Annotated in this window: 23 protein-coding genes; 14 read left to right on the forward strand and 9 right to left on the reverse strand. The window is 67.9% G+C overall.

The features are described 5' to 3' along the window. Positions 1–143 precede the first annotated feature (143 nt). The 4 genes from BME24068_RS28690 to BME24068_RS28705 all read right to left on the reverse strand — a co-directional run bounded on the left by BME24068_RS28690 (position 144) and on the right by BME24068_RS28705 (position 4,965). On the reverse strand, positions 144–1,316 hold the full coding sequence (locus BME24068_RS28690) for an NAD(P)/FAD-dependent oxidoreductase (RefSeq protein WP_174928072.1): 1,173 nt from the start codon (positions 1,314–1,316) through the stop codon (positions 144–146). A gap of 194 nt (positions 1,317–1,510) precedes the next feature. Beyond that, positions 1,511–2,662, reverse strand: a complete 1,152-nt coding sequence (locus tag BME24068_RS28695) for a branched-chain amino acid ABC transporter substrate-binding protein (protein WP_174928073.1) — start codon at positions 2,660–2,662, stop codon at positions 1,511–1,513. A 382-nt stretch (positions 2,663–3,044) separates the two neighbouring features. After that, positions 3,045–3,248 (reverse strand): CsbD family protein, encoded by a 204-nt coding sequence (locus tag BME24068_RS28700; protein ID WP_124830352.1) that lies wholly within the window; start codon positions 3,246–3,248, stop codon positions 3,045–3,047. Between the two features lie 184 nt (positions 3,249–3,432). Further along, positions 3,433–4,965, reverse strand: coding sequence for a helix-turn-helix transcriptional regulator (locus tag BME24068_RS28705; protein WP_096500442.1), 1,533 nt, complete (start codon positions 4,963–4,965; stop codon positions 3,433–3,435). 393 nt (positions 4,966–5,358) lie between these two features. On the opposite strand from BME24068_RS28705, the gene BME24068_RS28710 reads away from it, so the two are divergent. The 3 genes from BME24068_RS28710 to BME24068_RS28720 are packed head-to-tail and all read left to right on the forward strand — an operon-like array spanning position 5,359 to position 6,197. Continuing rightward, positions 5,359–5,550 (forward strand): hypothetical protein, encoded by a 192-nt coding sequence (locus BME24068_RS28710; protein ID WP_096500444.1) that lies wholly within the window; start codon positions 5,359–5,361, stop codon positions 5,548–5,550. Between the two features lie 42 nt (positions 5,551–5,592). Further along, positions 5,593–5,943: a BON domain-containing protein gene (locus BME24068_RS28715; protein ID WP_096500446.1), complete on the forward strand. Its 351-nt coding sequence runs from the start codon at positions 5,593–5,595 to the stop codon at positions 5,941–5,943. A gap of 56 nt (positions 5,944–5,999) precedes the next feature. Further along, entirely contained in the window at positions 6,000–6,197 is a 198-nt protein-coding gene (locus BME24068_RS28720) for a CsbD family protein (RefSeq protein WP_096500448.1), read from the forward strand. Between the two features lie 244 nt (positions 6,198–6,441). On the opposite strand, the gene BME24068_RS28725 is transcribed toward BME24068_RS28720, so the two are convergent. Then, a complete protein-coding gene (locus BME24068_RS28725) occupies positions 6,442–7,467 on the reverse strand; it encodes a DUF1338 domain-containing protein (RefSeq protein ID WP_174928074.1) in 1,026 nt (341 codons plus the stop codon). A 226-nt stretch (positions 7,468–7,693) separates the two neighbouring features. Here BME24068_RS28725 and BME24068_RS28730 point away from each other — a divergent pair, with 226 nt between their 5' ends. Together BME24068_RS28730 and BME24068_RS28735 are read left to right on the forward strand one after the other, a co-directional pair. Then, positions 7,694–8,644, forward strand: coding sequence for a LysR family transcriptional regulator (locus tag BME24068_RS28730; protein WP_096500452.1), 951 nt, complete (start codon positions 7,694–7,696; stop codon positions 8,642–8,644). Between the two features lie 550 nt (positions 8,645–9,194). Further along, positions 9,195–10,823 carry an NADP-dependent glyceraldehyde-3-phosphate dehydrogenase gene (locus BME24068_RS28735; protein WP_174928075.1) on the forward strand — a complete coding sequence of 543 codons (1,629 nt, stop codon included), beginning with the start codon at positions 9,195–9,197 and terminating at the stop codon, positions 10,821–10,823. Positions 10,824–10,897: 74 nt separating this feature from the next. Here BME24068_RS28735 and BME24068_RS28740 read toward each other — a convergent pair whose 3' ends face one another. Next, complete coding sequence (locus tag BME24068_RS28740) at positions 10,898–11,530, reverse strand: LysE family translocator (RefSeq protein ID WP_174928076.1); 633 nt, start codon at positions 11,528–11,530, stop codon at positions 10,898–10,900. 578 nt (positions 11,531–12,108) lie between these two features. Between BME24068_RS28740 and BME24068_RS28745 the strand changes: the two genes are divergently transcribed. From BME24068_RS28745 to BME24068_RS28765, 4 genes are all read left to right on the forward strand, one after another. Beyond that, positions 12,109–12,432 (forward strand): DNA-binding protein, encoded by a 324-nt coding sequence (locus BME24068_RS28745; protein WP_174928077.1) that lies wholly within the window; start codon positions 12,109–12,111, stop codon positions 12,430–12,432. A 361-nt stretch (positions 12,433–12,793) separates the two neighbouring features. After that, a complete protein-coding gene (locus BME24068_RS35435; RefSeq protein ID WP_174928103.1) occupies positions 12,794–13,282 on the forward strand; it encodes a hypothetical protein in 489 nt (162 codons plus the stop codon). Between the two features lie 248 nt (positions 13,283–13,530). After that, complete coding sequence (locus tag BME24068_RS28760) at positions 13,531–15,009, forward strand: PepSY-associated TM helix domain-containing protein (protein ID WP_174928078.1); 1,479 nt, start codon at positions 13,531–13,533, stop codon at positions 15,007–15,009. A gap of 36 nt (positions 15,010–15,045) precedes the next feature. Beyond that, a complete protein-coding gene (locus BME24068_RS28765) occupies positions 15,046–17,163 on the forward strand; it encodes a TonB-dependent receptor (RefSeq protein WP_174928079.1) in 2,118 nt (705 codons plus the stop codon). A gap of 200 nt (positions 17,164–17,363) precedes the next feature. Here BME24068_RS28765 and BME24068_RS28770 read toward each other — a convergent pair whose 3' ends face one another. Then, the gene (locus BME24068_RS28770) at positions 17,364–18,608 is read right to left on the reverse strand and encodes an NADH:flavin oxidoreductase/NADH oxidase family protein (RefSeq protein WP_096500464.1); all 1,245 of its coding nucleotides are present in this window, start codon (positions 18,606–18,608) and stop codon (positions 17,364–17,366) included. Between the two features lie 77 nt (positions 18,609–18,685). Here BME24068_RS28770 and BME24068_RS28775 point away from each other — a divergent pair, with 77 nt between their 5' ends. Together BME24068_RS28775 and BME24068_RS28780 are read left to right on the forward strand one after the other, a co-directional pair. After that, positions 18,686–19,153 (forward strand): MerR family transcriptional regulator, encoded by a 468-nt coding sequence (locus BME24068_RS28775; protein ID WP_096500466.1) that lies wholly within the window; start codon positions 18,686–18,688, stop codon positions 19,151–19,153. Positions 19,154–19,398: 245 nt separating this feature from the next. Beyond that, positions 19,399–19,719: a DUF1330 domain-containing protein gene (locus BME24068_RS28780; protein WP_096500468.1), complete on the forward strand. Its 321-nt coding sequence runs from the start codon at positions 19,399–19,401 to the stop codon at positions 19,717–19,719. Between the two features lie 26 nt (positions 19,720–19,745). Here the strand turns inward: BME24068_RS28780 and BME24068_RS28785 are convergent, their stop codons facing one another. After that, positions 19,746–20,582, reverse strand: coding sequence for an NAD-dependent epimerase/dehydratase family protein (locus tag BME24068_RS28785; protein ID WP_174928080.1), 837 nt, complete (start codon positions 20,580–20,582; stop codon positions 19,746–19,748). Between the two features lie 87 nt (positions 20,583–20,669). Between BME24068_RS28785 and BME24068_RS28790 the strand changes: the two genes are divergently transcribed. Further along, positions 20,670–21,773, forward strand: coding sequence for a LacI family DNA-binding transcriptional regulator (locus tag BME24068_RS28790; RefSeq protein WP_096500472.1), 1,104 nt, complete (start codon positions 20,670–20,672; stop codon positions 21,771–21,773). A 118-nt stretch (positions 21,774–21,891) separates the two neighbouring features. Here BME24068_RS28790 and BME24068_RS28795 read toward each other — a convergent pair whose 3' ends face one another. Further along, complete coding sequence (locus tag BME24068_RS28795) at positions 21,892–23,184, reverse strand: MFS transporter (protein WP_096500474.1); 1,293 nt, start codon at positions 23,182–23,184, stop codon at positions 21,892–21,894. Positions 23,185–23,535: 351 nt separating this feature from the next. On the opposite strand from BME24068_RS28795, the gene BME24068_RS28800 reads away from it, so the two are divergent. Both BME24068_RS28800 and BME24068_RS28805 read left to right on the forward strand, forming a co-directional pair. After that, positions 23,536–25,005, forward strand: coding sequence for a DNA-3-methyladenine glycosylase 2 family protein (locus BME24068_RS28800; protein WP_174928104.1), 1,470 nt, complete (start codon positions 23,536–23,538; stop codon positions 25,003–25,005). Continuing rightward, on the forward strand, positions 25,002–25,541 hold the full coding sequence (locus tag BME24068_RS28805) for a methylated-DNA--[protein]-cysteine S-methyltransferase (RefSeq protein WP_096500478.1): 540 nt from the start codon (positions 25,002–25,004) through the stop codon (positions 25,539–25,541). The genes BME24068_RS28800 and BME24068_RS28805 overlap by 4 nt, the downstream gene beginning before the upstream one ends. The last annotated feature ends 36 nt before the right edge of the window (positions 25,542–25,577 follow it).

Raw genomic sequence — 25,577 nt, forward strand, 5'->3', positions numbered from 1 at the left:
AGGCACCTTGTGTGCCGAACACCGACGCCCCCGGCGTTCCCGGAACGCCGCGACAAACAAAAAAAAGCCCGGCAAAGCCGGGCCAATCAGGTTGAGACACAAGGAGAATCCCGCCCACCCCAATACCGGGCGGTCACGCCGCGCTACACGACGTTCTTTTCGACGATCGGCCGGTTTTCCAGCACGCGCGCCCAGCCGAGCGACGACAGGTCGAGCGAGTCATACCGCCCGCCCAGAATCAGTTCACTCACCCCGCGCCCGGTCGCAGGCCCTTGCTGCAACCCGTGGCCGCTATACCCGTTCGCGAACACGACGTTGTCGAGTTCCGGGTGATAGCCGATGATCGCGTTGTGATCGAATACGTTGTACTCGTAGTACCCGGACCAGCAGTTCTCCACGCGCAGCGCTTCGAACTCCGGCACGCGATTCGCGAGCGTCGGCCAGATCACTTCGTCGAACAGGTCGTGATCGACCTCGTCGAGCGGCAGATCGTCCGGATCGCGATCCGGGCTCGGCGACGTCCCGCAGATGTACGTGCGCCCTTCCGGCCGGAAATACACGCCGGTCGGATCGATCAGCAACGGACAATCGGCGAGCTTCGCCGGCGACGACACGTTGAAGATGCTGCGACGCCGCGCATACACGGGAATGTCGATGCCCATCATCGACGACAGCGTGCGCGTCCACGCGCCTGCCGCATTGACGACCGTGTCGCACGCATAACGCTCGCCGTCGCCCGTCACGACATGCGTGATCTTGCGGCCATCGCGCACGACCGACGTCACGTCGGCCGGCACATAGCGCGCGCCGAGCGCCTGCGCCTTCTTGCGCAGCGCCTGCACGAGCCCGTAACCGTCGAACCACCCTTCGCCGCTCACGCCGTACGCGCCCGACACGAGATCGTCGACGTTCAGCCACGGAAACTTCGCGCGCAGCGCATCGCGATCCATCAGGCGAATATCGGCGCCGAGCCGGGTTTGCAGCGCGTGGTTCTCGCGCAGCGTCGTATCGCCCGCGGGCGTCGCGAGAAACAGATATCCGCCTTCGTGCAGGTCGATCGACGGCCGGTTGCCGTCGACCTCGAGCCGCTCGCCGATATTGCGCAGGAAGTCGATCCCGAACAGCGACATCTCGATCGACAACGGCGTCGAGAACTGCTGGCGAATCGACGCGGCCGACAGCGCCGACGACGACTTCGCATAGGTGGGATCGCGTTCGATGACGGTCACGGAAACCGTCGGATCGGTAGCACGCAGGAAATAGGCGATCGAGCTGCCGATCACACCACCGCCAACGATGACGACTTGAGAACTCACGACTGACTCCAGTTGCACGTATAAGGCGCGGCCAGCCGGCCGCGCCCGAAGGTTGTTCGTGCCGCGTCGCGCGCGGCGCCGTGCGTGCGGACCACCCGGCGAATCGCCCCGACATGCGCCGCGATCGCATTCGATCGCTCGTGGTATTTCAGCACGTCCGGGCGCGCCGCGAAAGCCCGCGCGCGTTCGGGTGTTCAGTTCGCCGTTTGCGTGGTGACCGGCTGCCACGCGGCGTTCTTCACTTCATACAGCGTCGAGCTCGGGTTCTTCAGGTCGCCCGTGTTCGTGAACGCGATCGTGCCCGTGATGCCGTCGTAGCGCGTGCTCTTCAGCGCGCCGTTGAAATCGGCCGGCTTGGTCGAGTTCGCCTTCTGCATCGCGTTGATCGCGATCCACGTCGCGTCGTACGCGAACGGTGCGTACGCAAGCATGTCGACGCCGTACTTCTGCTTGAATTTGGTTTCGAACTGCTTGCCCTTCGCGAGACGCGCGAGCGGCTGCCCGTATTCCCACACGGAAGCGCCTTCGGCCGCATTGCCGGCGAGCTTGATGAAGTTCGCGTTCATCACGCCGCCGCCGGCCAGGAACTGCGCGCGGATGCCGAGCTGGCGCATGCGCTTGACGAGCATCGCCGACTGCGCGTCGAGGCCGCCGAAGAACACCAGGTCGGCGTTCGTGCTCTTGATCTTGGTGAGCTGCGCGCTGAAGTCGACGGCCTTGTCGTTCGTGAACTCGCGCGCGACGATCGTGCCGCCGTTGGCCTTCACGGCCTTCTCGAATTCGTCGGCTTCGCCCTGGCCGAACGCGGTGCGGTCGTCGATGATCGCGATGCGCTTCGCCTTGGTCACGCCCGCCGCATACGCACCGGCGTTGCCGGCGTTCTGCGTGTCGGTCGCGATCACGCGATACACGGTGCCGAGCCCGGCGCGCGTGATGTCGGGATTGGTCGCCGACGGCGTGATCATCGGAATGCCGGCCTTCGCGTAGATCTTCGACGCGGGCAGCGTCGTGCCCGAGTTGAAATGGCCGATCACGACGGCCACCTGCGCGTCGGTCAGCTGTTGCGCGGCCTGCACGCCGATGCGCGGATCGCTCTGGTCGTCCTGCGACGTGACGACGAACTTCACCGGCTTGCCGCCGATCGTCGTGTGCGCGGCGTTCGCCTCGTCGACGGCCATGCGCACGCCGTTCTCGATGTCCTTGCCGTAGGCGGCGCCGCTGCCGGTCAACGGCACGGCCACGCCGACCTTGACGACCGTCTCCTGAGCGTGGGCCGTGCCCGTCTGGAACGCGAACATCGCGGCGGTCAACGCAATGCCGGAAAGCGAACGAATGCGGAACGTCATCGGCCAATCCTTCTTCTAGGGGGCGGTGTGCGACGCGCGACCGTCGCGCGCCGGCAATCTTTCACGTGCCGGCGGATCGCCGCGGTTCCGTCTCCGGGGAACCTGTCAGCGCGAAAGAGGTGAACCGATTGTGGGTAGCCAATACGCGTGCAGCAAACGAAATATCGGAACTATGTTGTGAGGAATTGTCATCAAGTGCCGTCGCGCCGGACGGCAGACGGCCCGCGCGACGGCGGGCCGGGAGGGAAGATTTCAGGCGGAATGCGCGCAGATGCCCGTGCGCCCATGCCGCGCCGGGTCATGCCGATGAAGAATCACCGCTGCTTCGGGCAGCCATGACGCGTCGCGCATCGCGCGATCCGCACCGATGACGGTCGGTGCGTCAGTGCCGGTCGATGTGCGTGTCGGTGCCCGTATGCTTGCGCACCGCGTCGGCCGCCTCGCCGGCCTTCTCCTGAAGCTTGCCGGCCTGCTGCTCCGCCACGCCTTCCGCTTCCGTCTCGCGATCGCCCGTCACCTTGCCGAGTGCTTCCTTGACCGAACCCTTCACTTGCTTGAGCTTGCCTTCGATGCGATTCCTGTCCATGGTCGTCTCCTGCGATGATTTGGGGAGACGGCAATGCGGCCACTCGCGGGCGCCCCGCGCCGCACCGCCGAGTGGACAGGATCGCAGCCGCGCGCCGTATGCGGCAGATGCCAATGCACCAGCCTGCGTGGTGCATCCGTACCGATGGCGTCGAATCGCGGCGTCGGCGGCGGGACGATCGGGGTCAGCTCTTGCCGTTCGCGCCGCCCTTCTCGCCGCGCGCACCACCCGTGTTGGCCGCGCCAACGATGCCGCGCTCGCGTGCCCACACGATCGCCTCGCCACGGCTATGCACGTCGAGCTTCGCGTAGATCGTCGCGACGTGATTGCGAACCGTATTCGGCGCGAGGCCCAGGCGCCCGGCGATCTCCTTGTCGGCGAGGCCGTGGCACAGCAGGTCGAACACGTCGCGCTCGCGCGCGGTGAGGTCCGACAGTTGCGCGCCCGCATCCGGCGCATTCGCGCGCCGCACGTTCGCGAGCTTCTCGATCAGCGTGCGGCTGAACCATGACGCATCCTGCATCGCCGTCTCGATCGCATAGACGAGCTCCATCTCGGTGCGCTTGCGGTCGCTGATGTCGAGCAGCGCGATCAGCAGGCAATCCTGCCCGTGAATCGCGACCGGATCGGCCGACACGACGCAATCGCGCAGGTCGCCGTCCTGCGTGCGGATCTGCACGTCGGCGTTGCGCACGCTGCCGTCGCGCGCGAGCCGGCTGTCGAGGTGCTGCCGCGCGCCGCGCTCCGCCCACAACCCGATCTCGTCGGCGGACTTGCCGAGCAGGTCGTCGCGCGCGTGGCCGGTCATCCCGACGAAGGCATCGTTGACGTCGAGCAGCTCGAAACCGTCGGCCGTGACGATCGCGGTCGCGACCGGCGCCATCCGGAACGCCTTCGCGAACCGCTCCTCGCTCTGCCGCAGCGCGAGCTCGGCCTGCTTGCGCGGCTCGAGATCCATGAACGTGAACAGCATGCACGCCTCGTCGCTCATGTCGATCGGCTGCCCGGCGACGACGACCGCCTTGATGCTGCCGTCCGCGCACTTGAGCACGGCCTCCATCTGCGGAATCGTCGCCCCCTCGCCGAGCCGCTCGATCGCGAGTTCGCGCCGCTCGGCCTGCTCCAGCACGTCGATCTCGTAGACGGAGCGGCCGAGCACGTCGTCGCGCACGTAGCCCGTCATGTCGAGGAAGCCCTGATTGACCTTCACGTAGCGCAAGTCGTCGAGCCGGCAGATCACGGCCGGCGCCGGATTCGCGCTGAACGTGCGCTCGAAGCGCTCCTCCGCGCTCGCCCACTCGGTCGCGTCGTGCAGCACGAGCGCGAGACAGTCCGGCTCGCCGGCCGCGTTCGTCAGCACGAGGCTGCGGATCCGATGGACCCAGCTCACGTTCTCGTCGGCAGCCGATTCGACTTCGACCGTCACGTCGCTGAACTCCTCGCCCGCGATCACGCGATCCATCGGATAGTGGCCGTCGCGCACCGGATGGTTGTTCCGGTAGCGCAGGCGGAAACGCTCGCGATACTCGGTGACGTTCGCGCCGAGCGCCGCGAGCGCGGTGACGCCGTGCATCGCGAGCGCGGCCTCGTTCGCCCACACGATGCGCTGGTCGGGCTCGATCAGGATCACGCCCTCGGTGAGCCCCGCGATGATCTGGTGCAGCTGGCGCCGGTCGGTATGCGACTTCAGCACCTGTTCGTTTACTCGTTCGTCCATTGGATGGGGGTCCACGTCGTCAGCATGGTTGCCGGTCCGGTCGCATCGTGACCGGCGCGCGCCGGCGGGCGCCTGTCGCGATGATCGCGTGCCGCCGGTACAGGCGACAGACGCGGATGCACTATGCCCGATAGTACATTCGCACGCCGCGTCGGCATCGTGCGATACCCCGCCGAGCGGCGCAGCGCGGCCCTCCACCCGTCGTCGCGCGTGGCGCGTGCAACGGGCGCATTCGGGCGCATTCCCCGTTCCCGCGCACTGTTCCGTCCCCCATGCAAACGCACTAGCGAACCCGGTGAATTTGCGCGATGTCCGCGTGCGTTCGCGCCGGTACGCTGATATTGCATCGGCGCTCACACGCTGCCCTTCCACACCGCAGAGGAGGTTTCCCTGATGAAACTGCATCAGACACCCGATCCGACGCGGCCCGAACCGGCCCCGGATACTCCGCCCGAACCGCCGCCCGGCACCGATCCGCCGGTGCCGCTGCCGCCCGACGTGCCGCGCCCGGACCTGCCGCCGCGCGAGCCCGGCTACGACACGCCGATCGCGCGGCAAGCGGCGCGCGCCACGCGATCCGCATGAGCCGGCTCGCTCATTCACCAAGCCAATCGAAGGAGAACATCGATGAACAACACCTCGCACCTTTCGACGCTGCTCGCCGTCAGCGCGGCCTTCCTGCTTTCCGCCGCGCCGCTCGCGAACGCACAGGCCCAGGCTTCGTCGGCCGACGCCGGCATGACGGCCGAATCGAACCAGCCCGTCACCGACACGTGGATCACGACCAAGGTGAAGAGCGAACTCGCGACCACCGATGGCGTGAAGAGCACCGACATCAGCGTGAAGACGGTGGACGGCGTCGTCACGCTCACCGGCGTGCTGCCGACGAAGATCGCCGTGAAGAAGGCCGTCGCCGTGACGCGCGCGATCAAGGGCGTGACGCACGTCGACGCATCCGGGCTGAAGGCGAAGGCCTGAGCTATCCAGCGGCCGAGCGCCGCGCTTTTCTCCCCCTACTCAACGAGGAGCACACGATGAACGAGGACAAGATCAAGGGCCAGTGGAAGCAGCTCACCGGCAAGCTGAAGGCCAAGTGGGGCAAGCTGACCGACGACGACCTGACGGTCGCCGAAGGCAACCGCGACTATCTGGCCGGCAAGATCCAGGAGCGTTACGGGATCGCGCGCGACGAAGCCGAGAAGCAGTTGCGCGATTTCGATCGGGAGCTGTAACGCGCGAGCCGTCTCACCCGCCGCGGCGCACCGCGCGTCGCGGCAACGAGGAGAACACCGACATGGGCAAGTATCTGCTCGCATGGCTGCTCGGCGTACCGATCGGGCTGCTGGTGCTGTTCTTTCTGGTCACGCACCTCTTCTGACGAACGCGGCGCCCATGTAACGAAAACGGGCCGGCGGCTGAAATCAGCCGCCGGCCCGCCTGTTTTTACGCCCGGTGCGCGATGGCGACGTGCCGCGCTTACTTCGCGTTCGCCGTCATCTTGAAGATGCCTTGCGCGTTGCCCGCATCGAAGCGCAGGTCCGTCACCCAGCGGCGCGCCGCCTGGTCGAACGTGCGACGGCGCGTGATGAATTCGTAAAACGAACCCGGCACGTTGCGCTTGACCGTGCCGCCGTCGCGGGTGCGGAATTCGCGCTCGACGATGTCCGCGCGATAGGCCGTCTGGAACACGCGGCCCGAACGCGAGCGTTCGACTTCCGGCTTCATCGGCCGGCCCTTCGCCTTCTCGTCGTCGGACAGCTTGAACACGTCGGTCACGCGATCGGTCGCGTGGTTGAACGCGTTGCCTTCGGTCGCGATCCAGGCCATCTCGGCCGATTCGAGCAGCAGCGTCTCGTAGTCGAGTTCGTTCGGCAGGTCGTGCTGGCGGGCGAATGCGCCGACGATTTCGGGCAGCAGCGCGTGCGCGGCGTCGAGCGACAGCCAGCCTTCGCGCTCGATCTCCCACAGGAGCGCGACGGCCGCCGGCGACAGCGGGTCGCGCGACGAGCGCACGACGTTCGTCACGGCCTGCTGGAATTCCTTCGAGAAGCGTTCCGGATGCAGTTCGCTGACGAAGAACTGCGCGATCTCGTCCGGTGCGTCTTCATGCGCATAGGCGCGGCCGGTCATGCCGAGCTTGTCGAGCGGATAACGGCCGTTCAGGCGGAAGCCGAGCGGACGCAGGATGCGCGTGAACGCGGCTTCGCCCGGCGGCAGCGCGCCGGTATGCGGCCAGCGCACCGTGCGCAGCGCGCCGTGATCGAAGTACACCGAACCGCCGCTTTCGATCGCGTCGGCCGTATAGGCGCGACCGTTCGCCGAACGTTCGAGCAGCCCTTCGAACAGCGCCATGTTCATCGCCTGCGCGATTTCCGCGCGCGTGACGACGTCGGCTTCCCACTCTTGGAGGACGGCCGGCATGTTCAGGGTCGCGAACAGGGCGTCGGTCTTCGCCTGTCCCAGCAGCTTCGCCAGCAAGCTCTCGATATTCGGATTGCGCATCAGGATTCTCGTGTCGGGGGGACCGCCGGCAAACGTGCCGGCAACTCGGTGGCCGGCCGCCCGGCGGGCGCCTGACCTTGCACGGGAAGCATTATTCAAAGGGTTGCAGCGGGGCGTAAAGCGAGATTAAATTGACATGTGATGAGTTTTTGGAATTATTCACGGTCTCAGCACGCGTCCGCCGGCCTGCCTCGGGCGGGTCCGTTCGTCAGACAAAAAGAGCATCATGCGCAAATTCAAGATCCCCAACATGGGCGCGCTCGTGGCTTTCGAAGCCGCGGCGCGCCACGAGAGCTTCACGCACGCGGCGAAGGAGCTGTTCCTGACCGAGAGCGCGGTGTCGCGGCAAATCGCGACGCTCGAAGCGAGCCTCGGCGTGCGGCTGTTCGCGCGCGTGAAGCAGCGCGTCGTGCTGACGCGCGCCGGCAAGCTGTACGGCACGCAGGTGCGGCGCGCGCTGGAGGCGCTCGACCGCGACACGCTGTCGATCATCGCGCACGGCAGCGGCGGCGGCTATCTGGAGCTCGCGGTGCTGCCGACCTTCGCGTCGCACTGGCTGATCCCGCGCATCAAGAGCTTCTACGACCGCACGCCGGACGTGCGCGTGAACATGGGCAGCCGCACCGACCTGTTCTCGTTCGAAGACACCCACTTCGAAGCCGCGATCCACTACGGCAAGCCGACCTGGCCCGGCACGTCGTCGGACTACCTGTTCGGCGAGGAAGTCGTGCCGATCTGCTCGCCGGCGCTGCTCCACGGGCCCGTCGAACGCGTGGAGGATCTGCTCGCGTATCCGCTGCTGCACTCCACCACGCGTCCCGGCGCGTGGGCGCAATGGTTCGAGACGCACGGCATCGAGGACATCCGCACGATGCAGGGCGTGCGCTACGAGCTGCATACGATGCTGATCAGCGCGGCCGCGGCCGGGCTCGGAATCGCGCTGGTGCCGAAGTTCTTCGTCGAGGAACAGTTGCAGCAGCTCGGTCTCGTCGTGCCGTGCGACGCGGCGACGGTCGGCGATTCGGCGTACTACCTCGTGTATCCGACGGAGTTCAGTCACAGCAAGCCGCTCGAATCGTTCCGCACATGGCTGCTGGAACAGGCGAGCGCGTATGCGGCGCCGGGGCAGGAGGAACGCGACGTGGAGGATGACGAAGACGACGAGGACGTCGAATAGCGTCACGTGCGCCAGGCGTTCAGTGCCTGCGTCTCGGCGGGGAATCCAGAAGCGGGGCAATCGCGGCGACGAAATCGCCGGAAGGAAGGACCGAACGAACGACGGCCCGTGTGTCCGGTGCGCGTCGGGCCGGGGCAACCCCGGCCCGACGCTCCGGGCAGCCGACCTCGTATCGGCGGCGCGGCGGACTTTCTTTCTTCTTCACTGCATAGGTTCTCTCAGGTTCCCTGCATTTTTTGCTGTGCCGCGCCGGCCATTATCCACTCAAACCGCCCGAAGTAAAACGTTTGCGCATGCGCTGGGCGGCATACCCCTCATAACCGGACACAATCCGTCAAATTCCTTTCGGATTGAACGACGGCGGTCGGCAATTCTTGCAATCGGCACGGCGTTGCTTTTTAATGGAACTGGTTCCATCGTGTGTTTCGGCCATGCCGCCGCGTGACGCGACGTCGTGCGCGCGTCATGATGCCGATTCAGGATCGAGGATCATTCAGCTCAGGATTCCGTGTCGCCCGTCCTTTCCGGCCCCCCGTCAAACGAGACCGTCATGCCCGATTCCGCCTCTCTGCAGCAGCTGTTTCCCGCCTATCAGGACATCCCCGCCGAATACCGGCTCGCTTCGCCGATCCACCAGCGCGTGTCGCTGGTCGACGGCGCATTGCGCCCGTGGGACGGCACGACCAAGACCGTGCTGTCGCCGGTGTGCGTGCGGCAGCCGGACGGCAGCGTCGCGCAGATGGAGATCGGCAGCTACCCGGTGATGGGCGAGACGGAAAGCGACGCGGCGCTCGACGCCGCGGTGCGCGCGTACGATTCGGGCCGCGGCGAGTGGCCGACGATGAAGGTCGAGCAGCGCATCGCGTGCATGCAGGACTTCATCAAGCGGATGGTCGCGCAGCGCGAGCTCGTGGTGAACCTGATCATGTGGGAGATCGGCAAGAGCCTCGCCGATTCGCAGAAGGAGTTCGACCGCACCGTCACGTACATGACGCAGACGATCGACGCGCTGAAGGAGCTCGACAACGCGAACTCGCGCTTCGTGATCGCCGAAGGCACGATCGGCCAGATCCGCCGCACGCCGCTCGGCGTCGTGCTGTGCATGGGGCCGTACAACTATCCGCTGAACGAGACGTTCGCGACGCTGATCCCCGCGCTGCTGATGGGCAACACCGTGGTGTTCAAGCCGCCGCAATACGGCACGCTGCTGTTCGAACCGCTGCTCGATGCGTTCCGCGACGCGTTCCCGAAAGGCGTGATCAACACGATCTACGCGCCGGGCGCCGTGGTCGTGCCGCACATGCTCGCGTCGGGCAAGATCAACGTGCTCGCGCTGATCGGTTCGAGCAAGGTCGCCGATCACCTGAAGAAGCAGCATCCGAAGTCGCACCGGCTGCGCGCGATCCTCGGCCTCGACGCGAAGAACGCGGCGATCGTGCTGCCCGATGCCGATCTCGACCTCACCGTGAAGGAGTGCCTGCTCGGCGCGCTGTCGTTCAACGGTCAGCGCTGTACCGCGCTGAAGATGCTGCTCGTGCATCGCTCGATCGTCGACGCATTCCTGGAGCGCTTCACCGCCGCGCTCGAGCAACTGAAGATCGGCATGCCGTGGGAGAAAGGCGTCAGCATCACGCCGCTGCCGGGCATGCATCGCACCGCGTACATGACCGACGCGATCGACGACGCGAAGGCCAGGGGCGCGCAGGTCGTCAATCACCAGGGCGGCGAGTTCAGCAAGACGCTGTTCTATCCGGCCGTCGTGTATCCGGTCGTCGAAGGGATGAAGCTGTATCGCGAAGAACAGTTCGGGCCGATCATCCCGGTCGCGCCGTTCGACGACGTCGAAACCGCGCTCGACTACGTGACCACGTCGGAGCACGGCCAGCAGGTCAGCATCTTCGGTTCCGATCCGGCGCAGATCGGCGCGCTCGTCGATCCGCTCGTGAACCAGGTATGCCGCGTGAACATCAACTGCCAGTGCCAGCGCGGACCCGACGTGTTCCCGTTCGCGGGGCGCAAGGATTCGGCCGAAGGCACGCTGTCGGTGACCGACGCGCTGCGCGCGTTCTCGATCCGCTCGATGGTTGCGGCAAAGCAGACCGACGGCAGCAAGCAGCTGCTCGACTCGATCGTGTCGGACCACTACTCGAAGTTCATCAACACGGGCTTCATTTTCTGACGCGCGGCGCGAGGCGCGAACGATCCGCCGTGCGTTCGTGCGGCGGATCGTCCGGACGAGCGCGCGTCGTCCGTTCAGACGTTCGATGCGAGCAGCCGGATCCCCGCCAGACCGAACACCACCGCCAGGCACGCTTCCATCGCCCGCCGGCCGCGCACGTACAACCGGCGCGCACCATCGGTCGAGAACACCAGCGCATACCCGCCGAACACCATGCAGCCGATCGCGATGCAGCCCGGCACGACCGCGCCGTGCGACGCGCCCGAACCGTTCGACGACAGCGCGACGATCGACACCCACACCAGGATGGCTTTCGGATTCGTCAGGTGCAGCATCGCGCCGCGCGCGTAGAAGCGCGACAGCCGCTGCCCGGGCGTCGTCTTCAGCGTCGCCGCCGCATTGGGCGACCATGCGGTGCGGCCCGACTTGAACGCGAGCCACAGCAGGTACACGCCGCCGAACAGCTTGATCGCGACCAGCAGCTTCGACCACGCGAGCAGCGCCGCCGACACGCCGAGCGCGGCCACCATCGCCCAGCACATCGATCCCGACATCACGCCGAGCGCGAATACGAGCGCCGCCTTGCGGCCGTGGTTCGCGGCGACCGACATGATCGCGAGATTGCTCGGGCCCGGGCTGGCCGTGCCGACGAAATAGGCCGTGTAAGCCAGCAGCAGGTTGGCGGAGAAAAAGGCGTGGACGCTCATGTCGAACCTCGCGGGGGATGAGCGGTCGATTGTTCGCACATGCGCGGCAGTTGCCCATGGACAATTGGCCGGCAATTCGCTGGGCCAGTTGGGCGAAGCGCATGCCTGCGCATGACGTTGCATCCGCCACGGCGGCCGGCGCGTCCGGACTGTCTCGGTTATGAAACATCCGGCGCGTGCGTGTGGCGGCATGCCGCCGTCACGCGCCGGGCGTCGCGGGCCGCCGCGCCCGGCGCCGGGCGGATGCCGCGCGAACCGCCCGATCGCGGCCTTCCTGCCCGTTGCCGACAGAAACACGAAGCCCGTTTTGCGCCTGCGTTACGTTACATCGTTGAAGCATTTCATTCGTTCGACCGCCGCCGCACCCGCGCGCGCCGCGTCGCGACGCGTATGGACGGCCGCCTCGATTTTCCGTGCGAGCCAGTCTCGGCGGGACGCGACGACCGACGCCGCGACGCGCGTCAACATTGCTCAACAATCGGATCGCGGCGCTGGTACGGAACCTGCATCCCGTTTGTCATGCAAGCCGCGCCGCCGATCGGCGCGGCCACGAACACCGCGAAGCAACGAGGCTTTCCATGGATGCGCTGCCCAACTCGTCCGATACGTCGTTCCAGCTCTTTCTCGCAAAGCTGCTCGAACAACCGCTGCCCGACTGGACCGAAAAGCAGCAGATGGAACTGGACATGGCCCGCACGCTGTCCGGCCAGATGGTCCGGCTCGCCGAAGACATGCGCGGCGGCACCGCCGATCTCACGCGCTGCCTCGTGCTGCTGCGCTACGCGAAGGTGCTCGACTTCATGCTGACGTCGCTCGCCGCGCGCCGCGACATCCATCCGCAGACGCTGCGCACGCTGTTCCGGCTCGCGAACCTGAAGGTCGACGATGCGTATCCGGTCTGAACCGGCGCGCAGCGTCGATCTCGACGACGAACGGCCACGGAGACGCGCGCATGCCCGATGACCGCGCCGGATGAGCGTCCGGAACCGGACATCCCGGCTGGCCGGCGAACCCGGCGTCTTCGTGCAGCAGTACGGACGCAAGGCCCGGAAGACTCTCGACCCGAACGATCGCCGCTCCGATCGCGACGTCGAACGGGCGATGCGGCGCCTGTCGGCCGCCGAGCTCTCCGGCCTGCTGGCCGATGAAGGCGAGAACCAGGACGAAGACGGCAACGACGCCGCCGCTGAACGCCCTCCACGGCCCCCCGCTTCCCGGCGCCGCAACCGGGCCGCCAGCCAATCGGATGTACAATCGCGCGCCATGAACGCACTTCGCCGCTTCCTGCTCCGGCAAGGCGTCGCGCGACAGCTTCTGTGGGGTGTCCTCCTCGTCACGCTGCTGTCCCGCGCGCTGATGTCGGGCGCCGTGATGCTCGATCCGGACGGTCCGGATGCGGGCTCGGTGGTGCTGTGTTCGGGGCGCGGCCCGCTGATCGTCGACGTGGCGGCACTCGCCGCCCGTTTCGACGCGGGTGCGCCGATCACGCCGGCCAACGATGCGTTCGCGCTCGCCGACGCGCTGAAGCATGGCGCACACGTCGGCAACGCAGCATCGTCCGCCGGCGGCGACGACAGCCTCTGCGCATTCGGCGCGGCGCTGTTCACGGCGCTGGCATCGTTCGCGGTGCTGGTGCTGCTGTTTCCCGCCGCGGCGCCGCGGCGGTTCCGGATTCGCTTCGACATCCCTCGCGTCGTGCGGTCGATATTCGACGACCGCCCGCCCTCCCGCGCGCCGCCCCTGTTCTGCTGACCGTTTCGCCTGACGGCCCGCGCACGTCGACGTGCGCGGCTCGTCACGCCGATCGTTTCATCCCATCCGATTCAAGCGATCACCCGACTGCGCCCGCCGCCCGGGCGACGTCGCCATGCGCGCCATGACCGACCGCGCATGACGTGCCGTCGTCCGTTCCGCCGCCGTGCGCACGCGGGTGCGCCGCGCGTCGACGGCGGCCGGCCCGTGCCGGCCCGACCGAGCGACGAACCCGAGGAGCTGACACCATGTCGACCACCGTCGAGCGGGCCCTGTCGCCCGCCCGTTCCGCCAGCGCCGGTTACCGGACGCTCTGGCGCTGGCATTTCTATGCCGGCCTGTTCGTGATGCCGTTTCTCGTGATCCTCGCGATCACGGGCACGCTCTACTGCTTCCAGCCGCAAATCGAGCCGCTGCTGTATCCGCACCGGCTGATCGTCGAACCGCGCGCGACGCCGCGACTCGATCCGGACACGCTGCTCGCGAAGGCGCGCACCGCGCTGCCGGCCGGCGCGACGCCGGTTTCGGCGCAGGTTTCCACCGCGCCCGAGCGCAGCGCCGAATACGTGTTCCGGCTGCGCGACGGCAGCCGCGAGAGCGTGTACGTGAACCCGTACGACGGCAGCGTGCTCGGCACGCTGAGCGTCGAGCAACGCTTCATGCAGGTCGACCGGATGCTGCATCGCAAGCTGCTGCTCGGCAAGACCGGCGAGTTGCTGATGGAACTCGCCGCATGCTGGACCTTCGTGATGATCGGCACCGGCATCGCGCTGTGGTGGCCGCGCGGCGCCGCGCGCGCGGGCCGCGCACTGCGGCCCGACCTGTCGCTGCGCGGCAGGCCGCTGTGGAAAAGCATCCACGCGACAGCCGGCATCTGGCTCGCGGCCGGCACGGTCGCATTCATCCTGACCGGGTTGCCGTGGTCGGGTTCGTGGGGCAAGAACTTCAAGGCGCTGGCCGCTACCGTGAACCTCGGCGCGCCGCCGGGCGCATGGGGCGGCGGATCGACGCGTTCGACGCGCCCGGGCGCGGCGGCGTCGGCTGCCGCGCCCGCACCGGCACGGCCCGCGGCGCCGGCCGGCCATCACCATCACGCATCCGGCGAATCGATGCCGGGCATGGTGATGGACGACCTGCCGTTGCCGCAAACGCCGTGGGCGGTCGGCAACGTGCCCGTTCCGGATTCGCCGTCGGCGCCGGCATCGTCCGCGCCGCTGCCGCTCGCGCGCGCGATCGCGATCGTCGCCGGGCTCGGCGTGACGAGCGGCTACACGCTCGCGCTGCCGTCGGGCCCCGACGGCGTATTCACCGCGTCGTACTTCCCGGCCGACCCGAAGGCGGAGCGCACGATCGCCATCGACCAGTACAGCGGCGCGGTGCTGCAGGACATCCGCTACGCGGACTACGGCGCGGTATCGCAGGCCGTGTCGTACGGCACGTCGCTGCACATGGGCCGCTACTTCGGGCTCGCGAACCAGATCGTCTGCGCGGCGCTGTCGCTCGGGCTGGCCGCGATGGCCGTCACGGGCACGGTGATGTGGTGGAAGCGCCGCCCGGCGGGAAAGCTGGGCGCGCCGTCGCGCGAACGCGGCGCGCCGCCGATGCGCGGCTGGATCGCGGGGCTCGTGCTGCTCGGCATCGTGTTTCCGCTGACGGGGTTGACGATCGTCGCGGTGTGGTCGATCGACCGCCTGCTGTTCGGCCGCGCGACGCGCGCGGCAGCCTGATCGTCGAACGACGCCCCCTTTCAAGGAATCCGAAACATGAAGTTCAGATTGATGCTGCCCGCCGCCGCGCTCGCGGCCTTTGCACCGCTCGGGCAGGCACAGGAAAGCGGCGTCGACGGCGCCGGCACGATGCTCGAGCCGATCCGCGTCGATGCGCGCAAGGTCGCGCCGCTGCAGCGGCCGCTCGATACCGGCAGCCGCCTCGACCTGACGCCGCTCGAAACGCCCGCAAGCGTCGAACGGCTCGACCGCGCGACGCTCGACACGCGCGGCGACAGTTCGATCGTCGATGCGGTGAGCCGCGCCGCCGGCATCAGCGCCTCGCCGCATCCCGGCAACGGCGACTCGGAGCTGGGCGCGCGCGGCTTCGTCGGCGCGTCGTCGGTTACGCAGCTCTACGACGGCGTACGCCCGTACGGCGCCATCGGCGTCACCTTTCCGTTCGACACGTGGTCGGTCGACCATATCGACGTGCTGCGCGGCCCCGCTTCGGTGATCTACGGCGAAGGCGCGATCGGCGGCGTCGTGAACATCGTCCCGAAGAAGCCGACCCGCACGCCGATCCGCAACGAGCTGCAGGTCGGCGGCGGCACCGAACGCACGGCGCGCGTCGCGTTCGGCAGCGGCGGCGCGATCGACGACGCGCTGTCGTACCGCTTCGACATCAGCGGCAACCGCTCGGCGAACTGGATCGATCGCGGCGATTCGCGCAACCTGTCGATCTCGGGCGCGCTGCGCTACGACGTGACGCCGGACCTGTACGTGACGGCGTCGTACGCGCAGGGCTTCCAGCATCCGATGCAGTATTTCGGCGTGCCGCTCGTGAACGGCGCGCGCGATCGCGCGCTCGACGGGAAGAACTACAACGTCGGCGACAGCGACATCGCGTTCCGCGACAGCTGGGCGACGGTGTCGGCGAACTGGCAGCCGAGCGACGGCCTGAACGTGACGAGCACGCTGTACCGGATGCAGAGCAATCGCCACTGGAAGGATGCCGAGTACTACGCGTACCTGCCGTCGAGCGCGCAGGTCCGGCGCAGCAGCTACACCGAAATCTTCCACGACCAGCAGCAGTACGGCAACGTGACGACGGCCACCGCGACCGGCCTGCTGCTCGGGATGCGCAACACGTTCTCGGCGGGCACGGAGTTCAATCACACGACGTTCCGGCACGACAACAATTCGCCGTATTCGGGCACGTCGACGGTCGATCCGTTCGGCTTCGATCCGGGCAGCTTCATCAACGTGGCCGGCACGTATCCGAAGTACCGCAGCCAGGCGAACCAGTACGCGCTGTTCGCGGAGAACCGGCTCGAAATCACGCCGCGCTGGTCGGTGATCGGCGGATTGCGCTACGACCATGCGAGCGTGAACCGCGACGATCTCGTGAACGGCGGCGCGTTCACGAAAGTGTTCGCGAACACGGGCTGGCGCCTTGGCGCCGTGTACGACGTGCGCCCCGGTCTCGCCGTGTACGGGCAGTATTCGGTCGCGGCCGATCCGATCACCTCGCTGCTGTCGCTGAATGCGTCGAAGGCGAATTTCACGCTCGCGACCGGCCGTCAGATCGAGATCGGTGTGAAGCAGTCGCTCCTCGGCGGCAAGGCCGAATGGACGCTGGCCGCCTACCGGATCGTGAAGGACAATCTCGTGACGGCCGATCCGCTGAACCCGAACCAGTCGATCCAGGTCGGCCGGCAATCGTCGCGCGGGCTGGAAGCGACGGTCGGCGCGGAGATCGCGAGAGACTGGCGCGTCGACGCGAACGTGTCGATCCTGCGCGCGAAATACGACGACTTCCAGCAGGCGTCCGGCGGCACGACCGTCTCGCGTGCGGGCAACGTGCCGGTGTCGGTGCCGCAGCGGCTCGCGAACCTGTGGGTGAGCTGGCGCTTCGCGCCGGACTGGACCGGCATCGCCGGTATCAAGTACGTCGGCAAGCGCTTTGCCGACACGGCCAACACGCTCGTGATGCCGTCGTACACGAACGTCGACCTCGGGCTTGCGTGGAAGCCGCGCAAGGACACGACGATCACCGCGCGCGCCTACAACGTGTTCAACCGGCGCTACGTGCAGTCCGCGTACTACAACGAGACGCAGTATCTGCTCGGCAACGACCGCCGGTTCGAAGTGCTCGCGAACTACCGGTTCTGACGCCGCGCGGCGCGGTGGCGCCCTGGCACGGCGGCCCGTCGACGCACGCGCGGCGGCGGGCCATCGAACGTCGCGTCACCGTGAACGCGTCATGCCCTTGCGTGGGTGCCCAGCGGCAGCGGATTCAGCGCGACGGTTTCGACGACGCGGCCACGGTCTCGCCCGCGGACGGATCCTGGCGCGCCGGACACGCATGCACGTCACGCGCGCGGGGCGGCCGCGCGGCGTGCCATCCACTTCCGGTAGCGCCGCGTCTGGCACTGCGCGGCGAGCTGCTGCGACACCAGCGCGCGCAGCGGCGACACGTCCGGATGCGTGCGCCGCCCGACGCTCAACCGCGCGAGCTGGAACTTGACCACCGCCATGTTCGCCAGCGCGCCCAATGCCTTGTTCTTCCAGCGGATCGGCTGCAGCACCGGCGCGCTGTCCTTGCCGGCCTGCCAGTCGCGCGGCAGGTTCGGCTCGATCGACAGCGCGGTCGCGATGCCGACCATCGCCACGCCGCTGTCGACCACCTTTTCGGCTACCGCGCGGCGGCGAATGCCGCCCGTGACCATCAGCGGCATGCGCGCGACGGCCGTAATGTCCCGCGCGAATTCGAGGAAATACGCTTCGCGGGCCAGCGTGCGGCCGTCGCGCGCCTCGCCCTGCATCGCCGGCACTTCGTAGCTCCCGCCCGACAGTTCGACGAGATCGACGCCGAGCGGATTCAGCAGTTCGACCACGCGCTTCGCATCGTCCGCACTGAAGCCGCCGCGCTGGAAATCGGCCGAATTCAGCTTCACCGCCACGGCGAACGCGGGCGACACCGTCGCGCGCACCTCCCGCACGATGTCGAGCAGCAACCGCGCGCGATGCTCGATGCTGCCGCCCCACGCGTCCTGCCGGCGGTTGGCGAGCGGCGACAGGAACTGGCTCAGCAGGTAGCCGTGCGCCGCGTGGATCTGCACGCCGGTGAAGCCGCTTTGCTCGGCAAGCTGCGCGGCGCGCACGAAGCGCCGCTGCACGTCGGCGATATCGGCCTCCGTCATTTCCTTCGGCACCGGGAACTGCTTCGACAGCGCGCCGAGCGCGAGCGGCACGGCCGACGGCGCGAGCGTCGTCTGGCCGAGCGCCGCCTGCATCTGGCGCCCCGGATGGTTGATCTGCATCCACACCTGCGCGCCGCCGGAGCGCGACACCTGCGCCCACCGCCGGAAGCGGTCGAGGTGGGCCGCGCTGTCGAGCACGACGCCGTTCGGGCCGGTCATCGCGCGACCGTCCACCATCACGTTGCCGGTCAGGATCAGGCCGGCCCGGCCGTCGGCCCACGCCTGGTACAGGCGCAGCAACGCGTCGGACGGCGCGTGATCCGCATCGGCCATGTTCTCTTCCATCGCGGCCTTGGCGAGCCGGTTCGGAATCACCGCGCCATTGGGCAGTGTCAGGGGCGCAAACAGGTTCAAGGTGGATCTCCTCGATTGACGATGCCCAACCATAACTTTAAAGTCAGCTTCAAGGTCAAGCCCCTTTGGAGTCCAACATGAAAATCGGCGAACTGGCACGGGCCAGCGGCCTCGCGGCGTCGCGCATCCGCTTCTACGAAGCGAGCGGCCTGCTCGAACCGGCCCGCCGACAGGCGAATGGTTATCGGGAATACGGGCCGGATGCGTTGACGCGGCTCGCGATCATCGACCGCGCGCAACGCGCGGGTTTCGCGCTCGACGAGATCCGCGCGCTGCTGCCGCCCGATCTCGGCGCATGGCCGCACGACGAGCTGCTGCACGCGCTGCGGCACAAGGTCGATGAAATCGCGCTGCTCGAGCAGCGTCTCGCGCAGAACCGGCGCAATCTGCAGGCGCTGATCGACGAGATCGCGAACAAGCCGGCGGGCGAGGATTGTTCGGCCGCCGCACAGCGCATGCTCGACAAGCTGTGCAAGGAGGCGGCGGAGCCGGAGCCCGCGCCCGTGCCGGCATCGCCGCCACGGCCGGTACGAAAGCGCGCGTAAGTGCGTCGGCACGGGCGATCGTGATTGGTCCGCCGTGCTGTCGACGCATGATCGGGTGGTGCGTAGCGTGCCCACGCGCACCGCATCGGCAAGAGACATTGCCGGCGTGCACGGTAAAAAAACCCGGGCGATGGCGCGAGGCCTGGAGGAAATTCGCTTACGTCGCAGGTAATCGACGCGCGCAGCACGCGCGCCGATCATGGCTCGACCGATCAACGAGCCGTATCGACACCACGGAGCCCGCCATGACCGCCTACGCCATCGCCCACCTGCACGACGTCCGGATGTGCGACGACATCGTCGAATACCTCGAACGCATCGACGGCACGCTCGCGCCGTTCGACGGCCATTTCGTCATTCACGGCGCGCGGCCGGAGGTGCGCGAAGGGGAATGGCGCGGCGACCTGATCGCGATCGCGTTCCCCGATCTCGACACGGCGCGCGCATGGTACGAATCGGATGCGTACCGGAAGATTCAGCCGCTGCGCGCGCGACACGCGAGCGGCCCGTTGATCCTGATCGACGGCGTGGACGCGCGGCACAAGGCAACGGACATCCTGCGCTGATCCACGCCGCATCGGGTGCCGCGCGATTACGTCGCCTTGCGCGCCATCGGCTCGCCGACGACGAACCCGCCGCCCTGATACCGCTGCGTGGCGTCGTCGTACTCGGCGGTCGGGGCGGTCACCGGGAACAGCTCGGCGAACTGCTCGGAGCTGTCCTGCGGCCGGAAGCCGAGGAAGCCGGCCTTGGTGTTGTCCCACCACTTCACCGGGTTGTTCGACACGCCGTAGACGATCGCGTGGCCGACGCGGTTCGTCAGCAGCGAGCAGCGCACGAGTTCGATGAAGTCGCGGTAGCTCAGGAACGTCACGAGCATGCGCGGATTCTTCGGCACCTCGAACGACGAGCCGATCCGCAGGCAGACCGTCTCGATGCCGAAGCGGTCGAAGTAGTACCGCGACAGCGACTCGCCGAAGCATTTCGTCACGCCGTACAGGCTGTCCGGACGCAGCGGCGCATCGGCGTCGAGCACTTCCGTGACCGGATGGAAACCGATTGCGTGATTCGAGCTCGCGAACACGATCCGCTTCACGCCGTGCTTGCGCGCGGCTTCGTACAGGTTGTACGTGCCGGTGATGTTCGCATCGACGAGATCGTCGAACGGCGCGTCGATCGAAATGCCGCCGAGGTGGACGATCGCGTCGACGCCGTCGACCAGATCCATCACCGCCGGGCGGTCGGCCAGGTCGACGACCCGGGTTTCTTCGTGCGGGGCCGCGTCGTCCAGCGCCGCGATGTCGCTCACGCGCACGACGTCGGCCCAGTTCGCCAGCGCGCCGCGCACCTGGCGGCCGAGGTTGCCGGCCGCGCCGGTCAGCAGCAGGCGCCCGAACGGCTTGCGCGCACCGGTGGATGAGGCGTTCATCGAGTGTGTCTCCTTGAATCTGTCCTGGGATGTACCGAAAGGCGGAAAACGTTTTCCAACTATACGCGGGAAAAAAGCCGAACGTCAATGGTCGAACCTGCTCCCTGCCATCCGCACTTTCCCGATATGGGCCGACGGCCGGACGCCGGCTTTTTCTGCCACAATCCGGGGCAAGCTAACGAAAACGTTACCCTCCCGATGAAAAAAGTTTCCCCGACGATCCGCGACGTGGCCGCGGAAGCCGGCGTGTCGGTCGCGACGGTATCCAAGTACGTGAACGGCACGCAGCGCTTTTCGCCGACCGTCGAAGCGCGGCTCAAGGAGGCGATCGAGCGGCTCGGCTACCGTTCGAACCCGCTCGCGCGCTCGATGATCACCGGGCGCACGCGCACCATCGGCGTCGTGATCCTCGACATCAGCAACCCGCACTTCACGAACGTCGTCAAAGGCGCGAACCGCGTCGCGCTCCAGCACGACTACACGCTGCTGCTGGTCGACACCGAAGAGAGCCAGGCGCGCGAACGCTCGCTGATCGAGGCGCTCGCGCAGCGCGTCGACGGGCTGATCGTCAGCACGCGGATGCCCGACGAGGAAGCCGGCTGGATGCTCGATCTCCACAAGCCGCTCGTGCTGCTGCGGCGCAGCCCCGGCCTGCCGATTCCGAGCGTCGGCATCGACAACCGGCTCGCCACCTACATGCTCGCGCGCCACCTGCTCAATCTCGGCCACACGCGCATCGCGTACCTCGGCTTCGGCACCGCGCGCGTGAACGACGAACGGATCCAGGGCGCGCGCGACTGTCTCGCCGAAGCGGGGCTCACGCTCGACGTGCACGACGCGCATGCGCCGACCGCCGAAGCCGGCGAGCGCGCGTGCTCGCGCGTGATGCTCGGGCCGCAGCGCCCGCAGGCCGTGATCTGCTACAACGACCTGATCGCGCTCGGCTTCATGAAGGAAGCCGCATCGCTCGGGTTCCGGCTGCCGCAGGACGTGTCGGTGGCCGGCATCGACAACGTGCCGTACGGCCAGTATGCCGCGCCCGCGCTGACCACCATCGACATCCAGAGCGAGAACATGGGCGAGCTCGCGATGCAGAAGCTGATCGACGCGCTCGCCGGCCGCACCGACGCGAGCTATTCGACGTTCGAGCCGCGGCTCATCGTGCGCGCATCGACGGCCGAGGCCGGTTGAGGTCGATCGAGATCGATTGAGGCCGGTCGAAGCGCGCCACGCTCGCGTCGTACCGCGCCCTTGCGTGCCAAAGCAAATGCGCCGCCTTCGAGGCGGCGCGTTCATGTTCGGGCCGCGATTACGCGTCGAGCTTCGCGGGCTTCATCTTCGGCGTGAGCACGTGCATGACGGCCAGCGCGAGCAGATAGGCCAGCGCGCCGATCGCGAACAGCACCCAGTAATGGCCCGTGCGTTGCAGCACCTGGCCGATCACTTCCGAGAACAGCACGCCGCCGATCGAACCGGCCATCCCGCCGATGCCGACCACCGACGCGACCGCGCGGCGCGGGAACAGGTCGGACGCGGTCGTGAACAGGTTCGCCGACCAGCCCTGGTGCGCCGCCGCGGCGAGGCCGACGATCAGCACCGCGATCCACAGGCTCTGCACCTGCGACACGAACGCGATCGGCAGCACGCAGCACGCGCAGATCAGCATCGCCGTCTTGCGCGCGCCGTTCACGCTCCAGCCCGCGCGCAGCAGCACCGACGACAGCCAGCCGCCGCCGATGCTGCCCACCGTCGTCAGCGCATAGATGCACACGAGCGGCAGGCCGATATGCTGCATGTCCATCCCGCGCGACTCGTTGAGCCATTTCGGCAGCCAGAACAGGTAGAACCACCACACCGGATCGGTCAGGAACTTGCCCATCAGGAACGCCCACGTCTCGCGCTTGCGGATCAGCTCGCTCCAGCGCGGCGCGCCGGCGTCCGCGTTCGCCGCGTCGAGCGCTTCGGCTTCGTCGCGCGGCTCGTCGTATTCGGCGGCGAGCGCGCGCGTGTCGGCCGTGCGGTACATCACCAGCCACACCGCGAGCCACACGATGCCGATCGCGCCGATGATCACGAACGCCGCGCGCCAGCCGTAGGCCACCGCGATCGCCGGGATGATCGCCGGCGCGAACACCGCGCCGATGTTCGCGCCCGAGTTGAAGATGCCGGTCGCCAGCGCGCGTTCGCGGCGCGGAAACCATTCGGCCGTCGTCTTGATCGCGGCCGGGAAGTTGCCGCCCTCGCCGATCCCGAGCAGCGCGCGCACCGCGGCGAAGCCCATCACCGAGCCGACCGCCGCGTGCAGCACCGCGGCAATACTCCACACCAGCATCGCGACCGCATACGAGATGCGCGTGCCGAGCCAGTCGACGATGCGGCCGAAGCCGAGCAGCCCGATCGCGTAGAACGCGGAAAACGCCATCACGATGCGGCCGTACTGCACCTGGCTCCAGCCGATGTCGTGCTGGAGCATCGGCGCGAGCAGGCCGAGGATCTGCCGATCCATGTAGTTGATGACGGTCGCGAAGAACAGCAGTGCGCAGACGGTCCAGCGGTAGCGGCTGGCCGCGGCGCGCACGGCGCCGACGACGGCAGATTGCATGAGTGTCTCCGATGCGCGGCTGCGCCCGTCGCGCCGCTGGATGATGCGTGTCCGTGACCGGCGGCGGGCGCCGGGCGGGCGGCGGCGCGCCACGCTGGTGGCACGGCCGGTCGCCTGTCGATGTCTGGAAAACGTTTTTCAGAGAATAGGGCGAGCACCGGTGACCTGTCAGTCGGGGATTTCGATGAGTCGTCTCAAATCGGGCCGCGCAAAAAGAGACGACTGTTTCGCAGATTGGCATTAAACGTTTTTCCGCGATTGTCTTGCACGGAAACGGGGCGAGAACGAGGCCATGACGCGGCAGCGCCAGCCGATACACATGTCCGATTCCAGCCAGAATCGGCGGTGCGGATGGTTTACAGTCGTCGCATGCGCCTCGATCCCGACACCTGCTACGACGCCCTGCTCTCGCGGAACCGCCGCTTCGACGGCTGGTTCTTCGTCGGCGTGTCGACGACGGGCGTGTATTGCCGCCCCGTTTGTCCGGTGAAGCCGCCGAAAGCGCAGAACTGCCGCTACTACCCGACCGCCGCCGCGGCCGAGAAGGCCGGCTTCCGGCCGTGCATGCGCTGCCGGCCCGAGCTCGCGCCCGGTCACGGGCTGCTCGACCTGTCCGGCAATCTCGCCGATGCGGCCGCCACGCTGATCGAGGACGGTTTCCTGAACGAACACGGGGTCGACGCACTCGCGCGGCGGGTCGGCGTGACCGAGCGCCATCTGCGCCGGATCTTCGCCGCGCAGTTCGGCGTGTCGCCGGTCGAATTCGCGCAGACGCACCGGCTGCTGATGGCCAAGCGCCTCCTGACCGACACCGCGCTGCCGGTGGCCATCGTCGCGTCGACCGCCGGATTCGGCAGCGTGCGGCGCTTCAACGACTTGTTCCGGCAACGCTACGGCCTCAATCCGCTGCGCCTGCGCAAAGGCGCCGGTGCGGCCGCCGGCGGCGACATGACGTTCCCGCTGCCGTACCGGCCGCCGTTCGCGTGGGCCGAGCTGATGCGGTTTCTCGCGCAGCGGCAGATCGACGGCGTCGAGCGGATCGACGCGAACGGTTATGCGCGCGTCGTCGCTTTGCCGAACGGACAGGGCGGCGGTGAGATCACCGGCTGGTTGTCCGTGACGCACGTGCCGCAGCGGTTCGCGCTCGCGGTCACCGTATCGCCCGCGCTGACGCCCGTCGTGCCGGCCGTGCTCGCGCGCGTGCGGCGGCTGTTCGATCTCGACAGCCGGCCCGACGTGATCGACGCGCATCTCGGCGAACTCGCGCACGGTTCGCCCGGCCTGCGCGTGCCCGGTGCATTCGACGGGCTCGAGATTGCGATCCGCGCGATCGCGGGCGAGCAGCTGGCGGCAACGCACGCCGCCGCGCGACTCGCGCGCGTTGCCGAACGCTTCGGCACGCCGGTGGACCACGCGCCGCCCGGTCTTGCGCATGCGCTGCCCTCGGCTGCAACGCTCGCTTGCGCACCGCCGACAGCCTTCGAAGCGCTCGGCATCGCCCGCGATGCGGCGCGCGCGATCGTGTCGCTGGCACGCGCGGTTGCCGACGGCACGCTCGTGCTCGAACCGATGGCGCCGCTCGACGCGACGCTCGCCGCGTTGCGCGCGATGCCCGGTTTCAACGAACGCGCGGTGCAGTACGTCGCGATGCGCGCGATGGGCTGGCCGAACGCGTTCCCCGCCGACGACGCGTGGCTTCCCGCCGCGCGGGCCGATCGTTCGCGCATTCCGTCGACCGCACCGCACGCCGCGCGCTGGGCACCGTGGCGCGCGTATGCCGCACTGCATGTGTGGCGCCTTCATGGAGAAGCTTCGCGATGACTCCCGCCCATCTGATTCCGAGCCCGCTGGGCGACATCGCCATCCGCATCGAGGACGATGCGCTGACGGGCCTTTTTTTCGTCGGCCAGAAATACTATCCGTCGCTCGCGATCGCGTCGGATGCGAATGCGGACGCACGCAACGCATCGCCGCTCGCACGCAAGGTCGCGGAAGAAGTCGCCGAGTATTTCACCGGCGCGCGCGAGACCTTCTCGGTGCCGATTCACCTGCGCGGCACCGCGTTTCAGCGCAGCGTGTGGAAGCAATTGCTTGCGATTCCGTTCGGGGCGCTCGTGTCGTACGGCGACATCACCGAACGCGTCGGGCTGCCGATGAGCGCCGCGCGCGCCGTCGGCGGCGCGGTCGGCCGCAATCCCGTATCGATCATGGTGCCGTGCCATCGCGTGATCGGCGCGTCGGGCAGCCTGACCGGGTATGCGGGCGGGATCGAACGCAAGCGCGCGTTGCTGTCGCTCGAAGGCGCCGGGTTTCAACGCGGCGAGCGTCATACGATGCAGCAGTCGCTCGCGTTCTGACGTTCTCGTTCTGACGTTCCGATTGAGCGCCGGCGC

Origin of the sequence: Burkholderia anthina (assembly GCF_902498995.1) — a bacterium.
Lineage (GTDB): Bacteria > Pseudomonadota > Gammaproteobacteria > Burkholderiales > Burkholderiaceae > Burkholderia > Burkholderia anthina.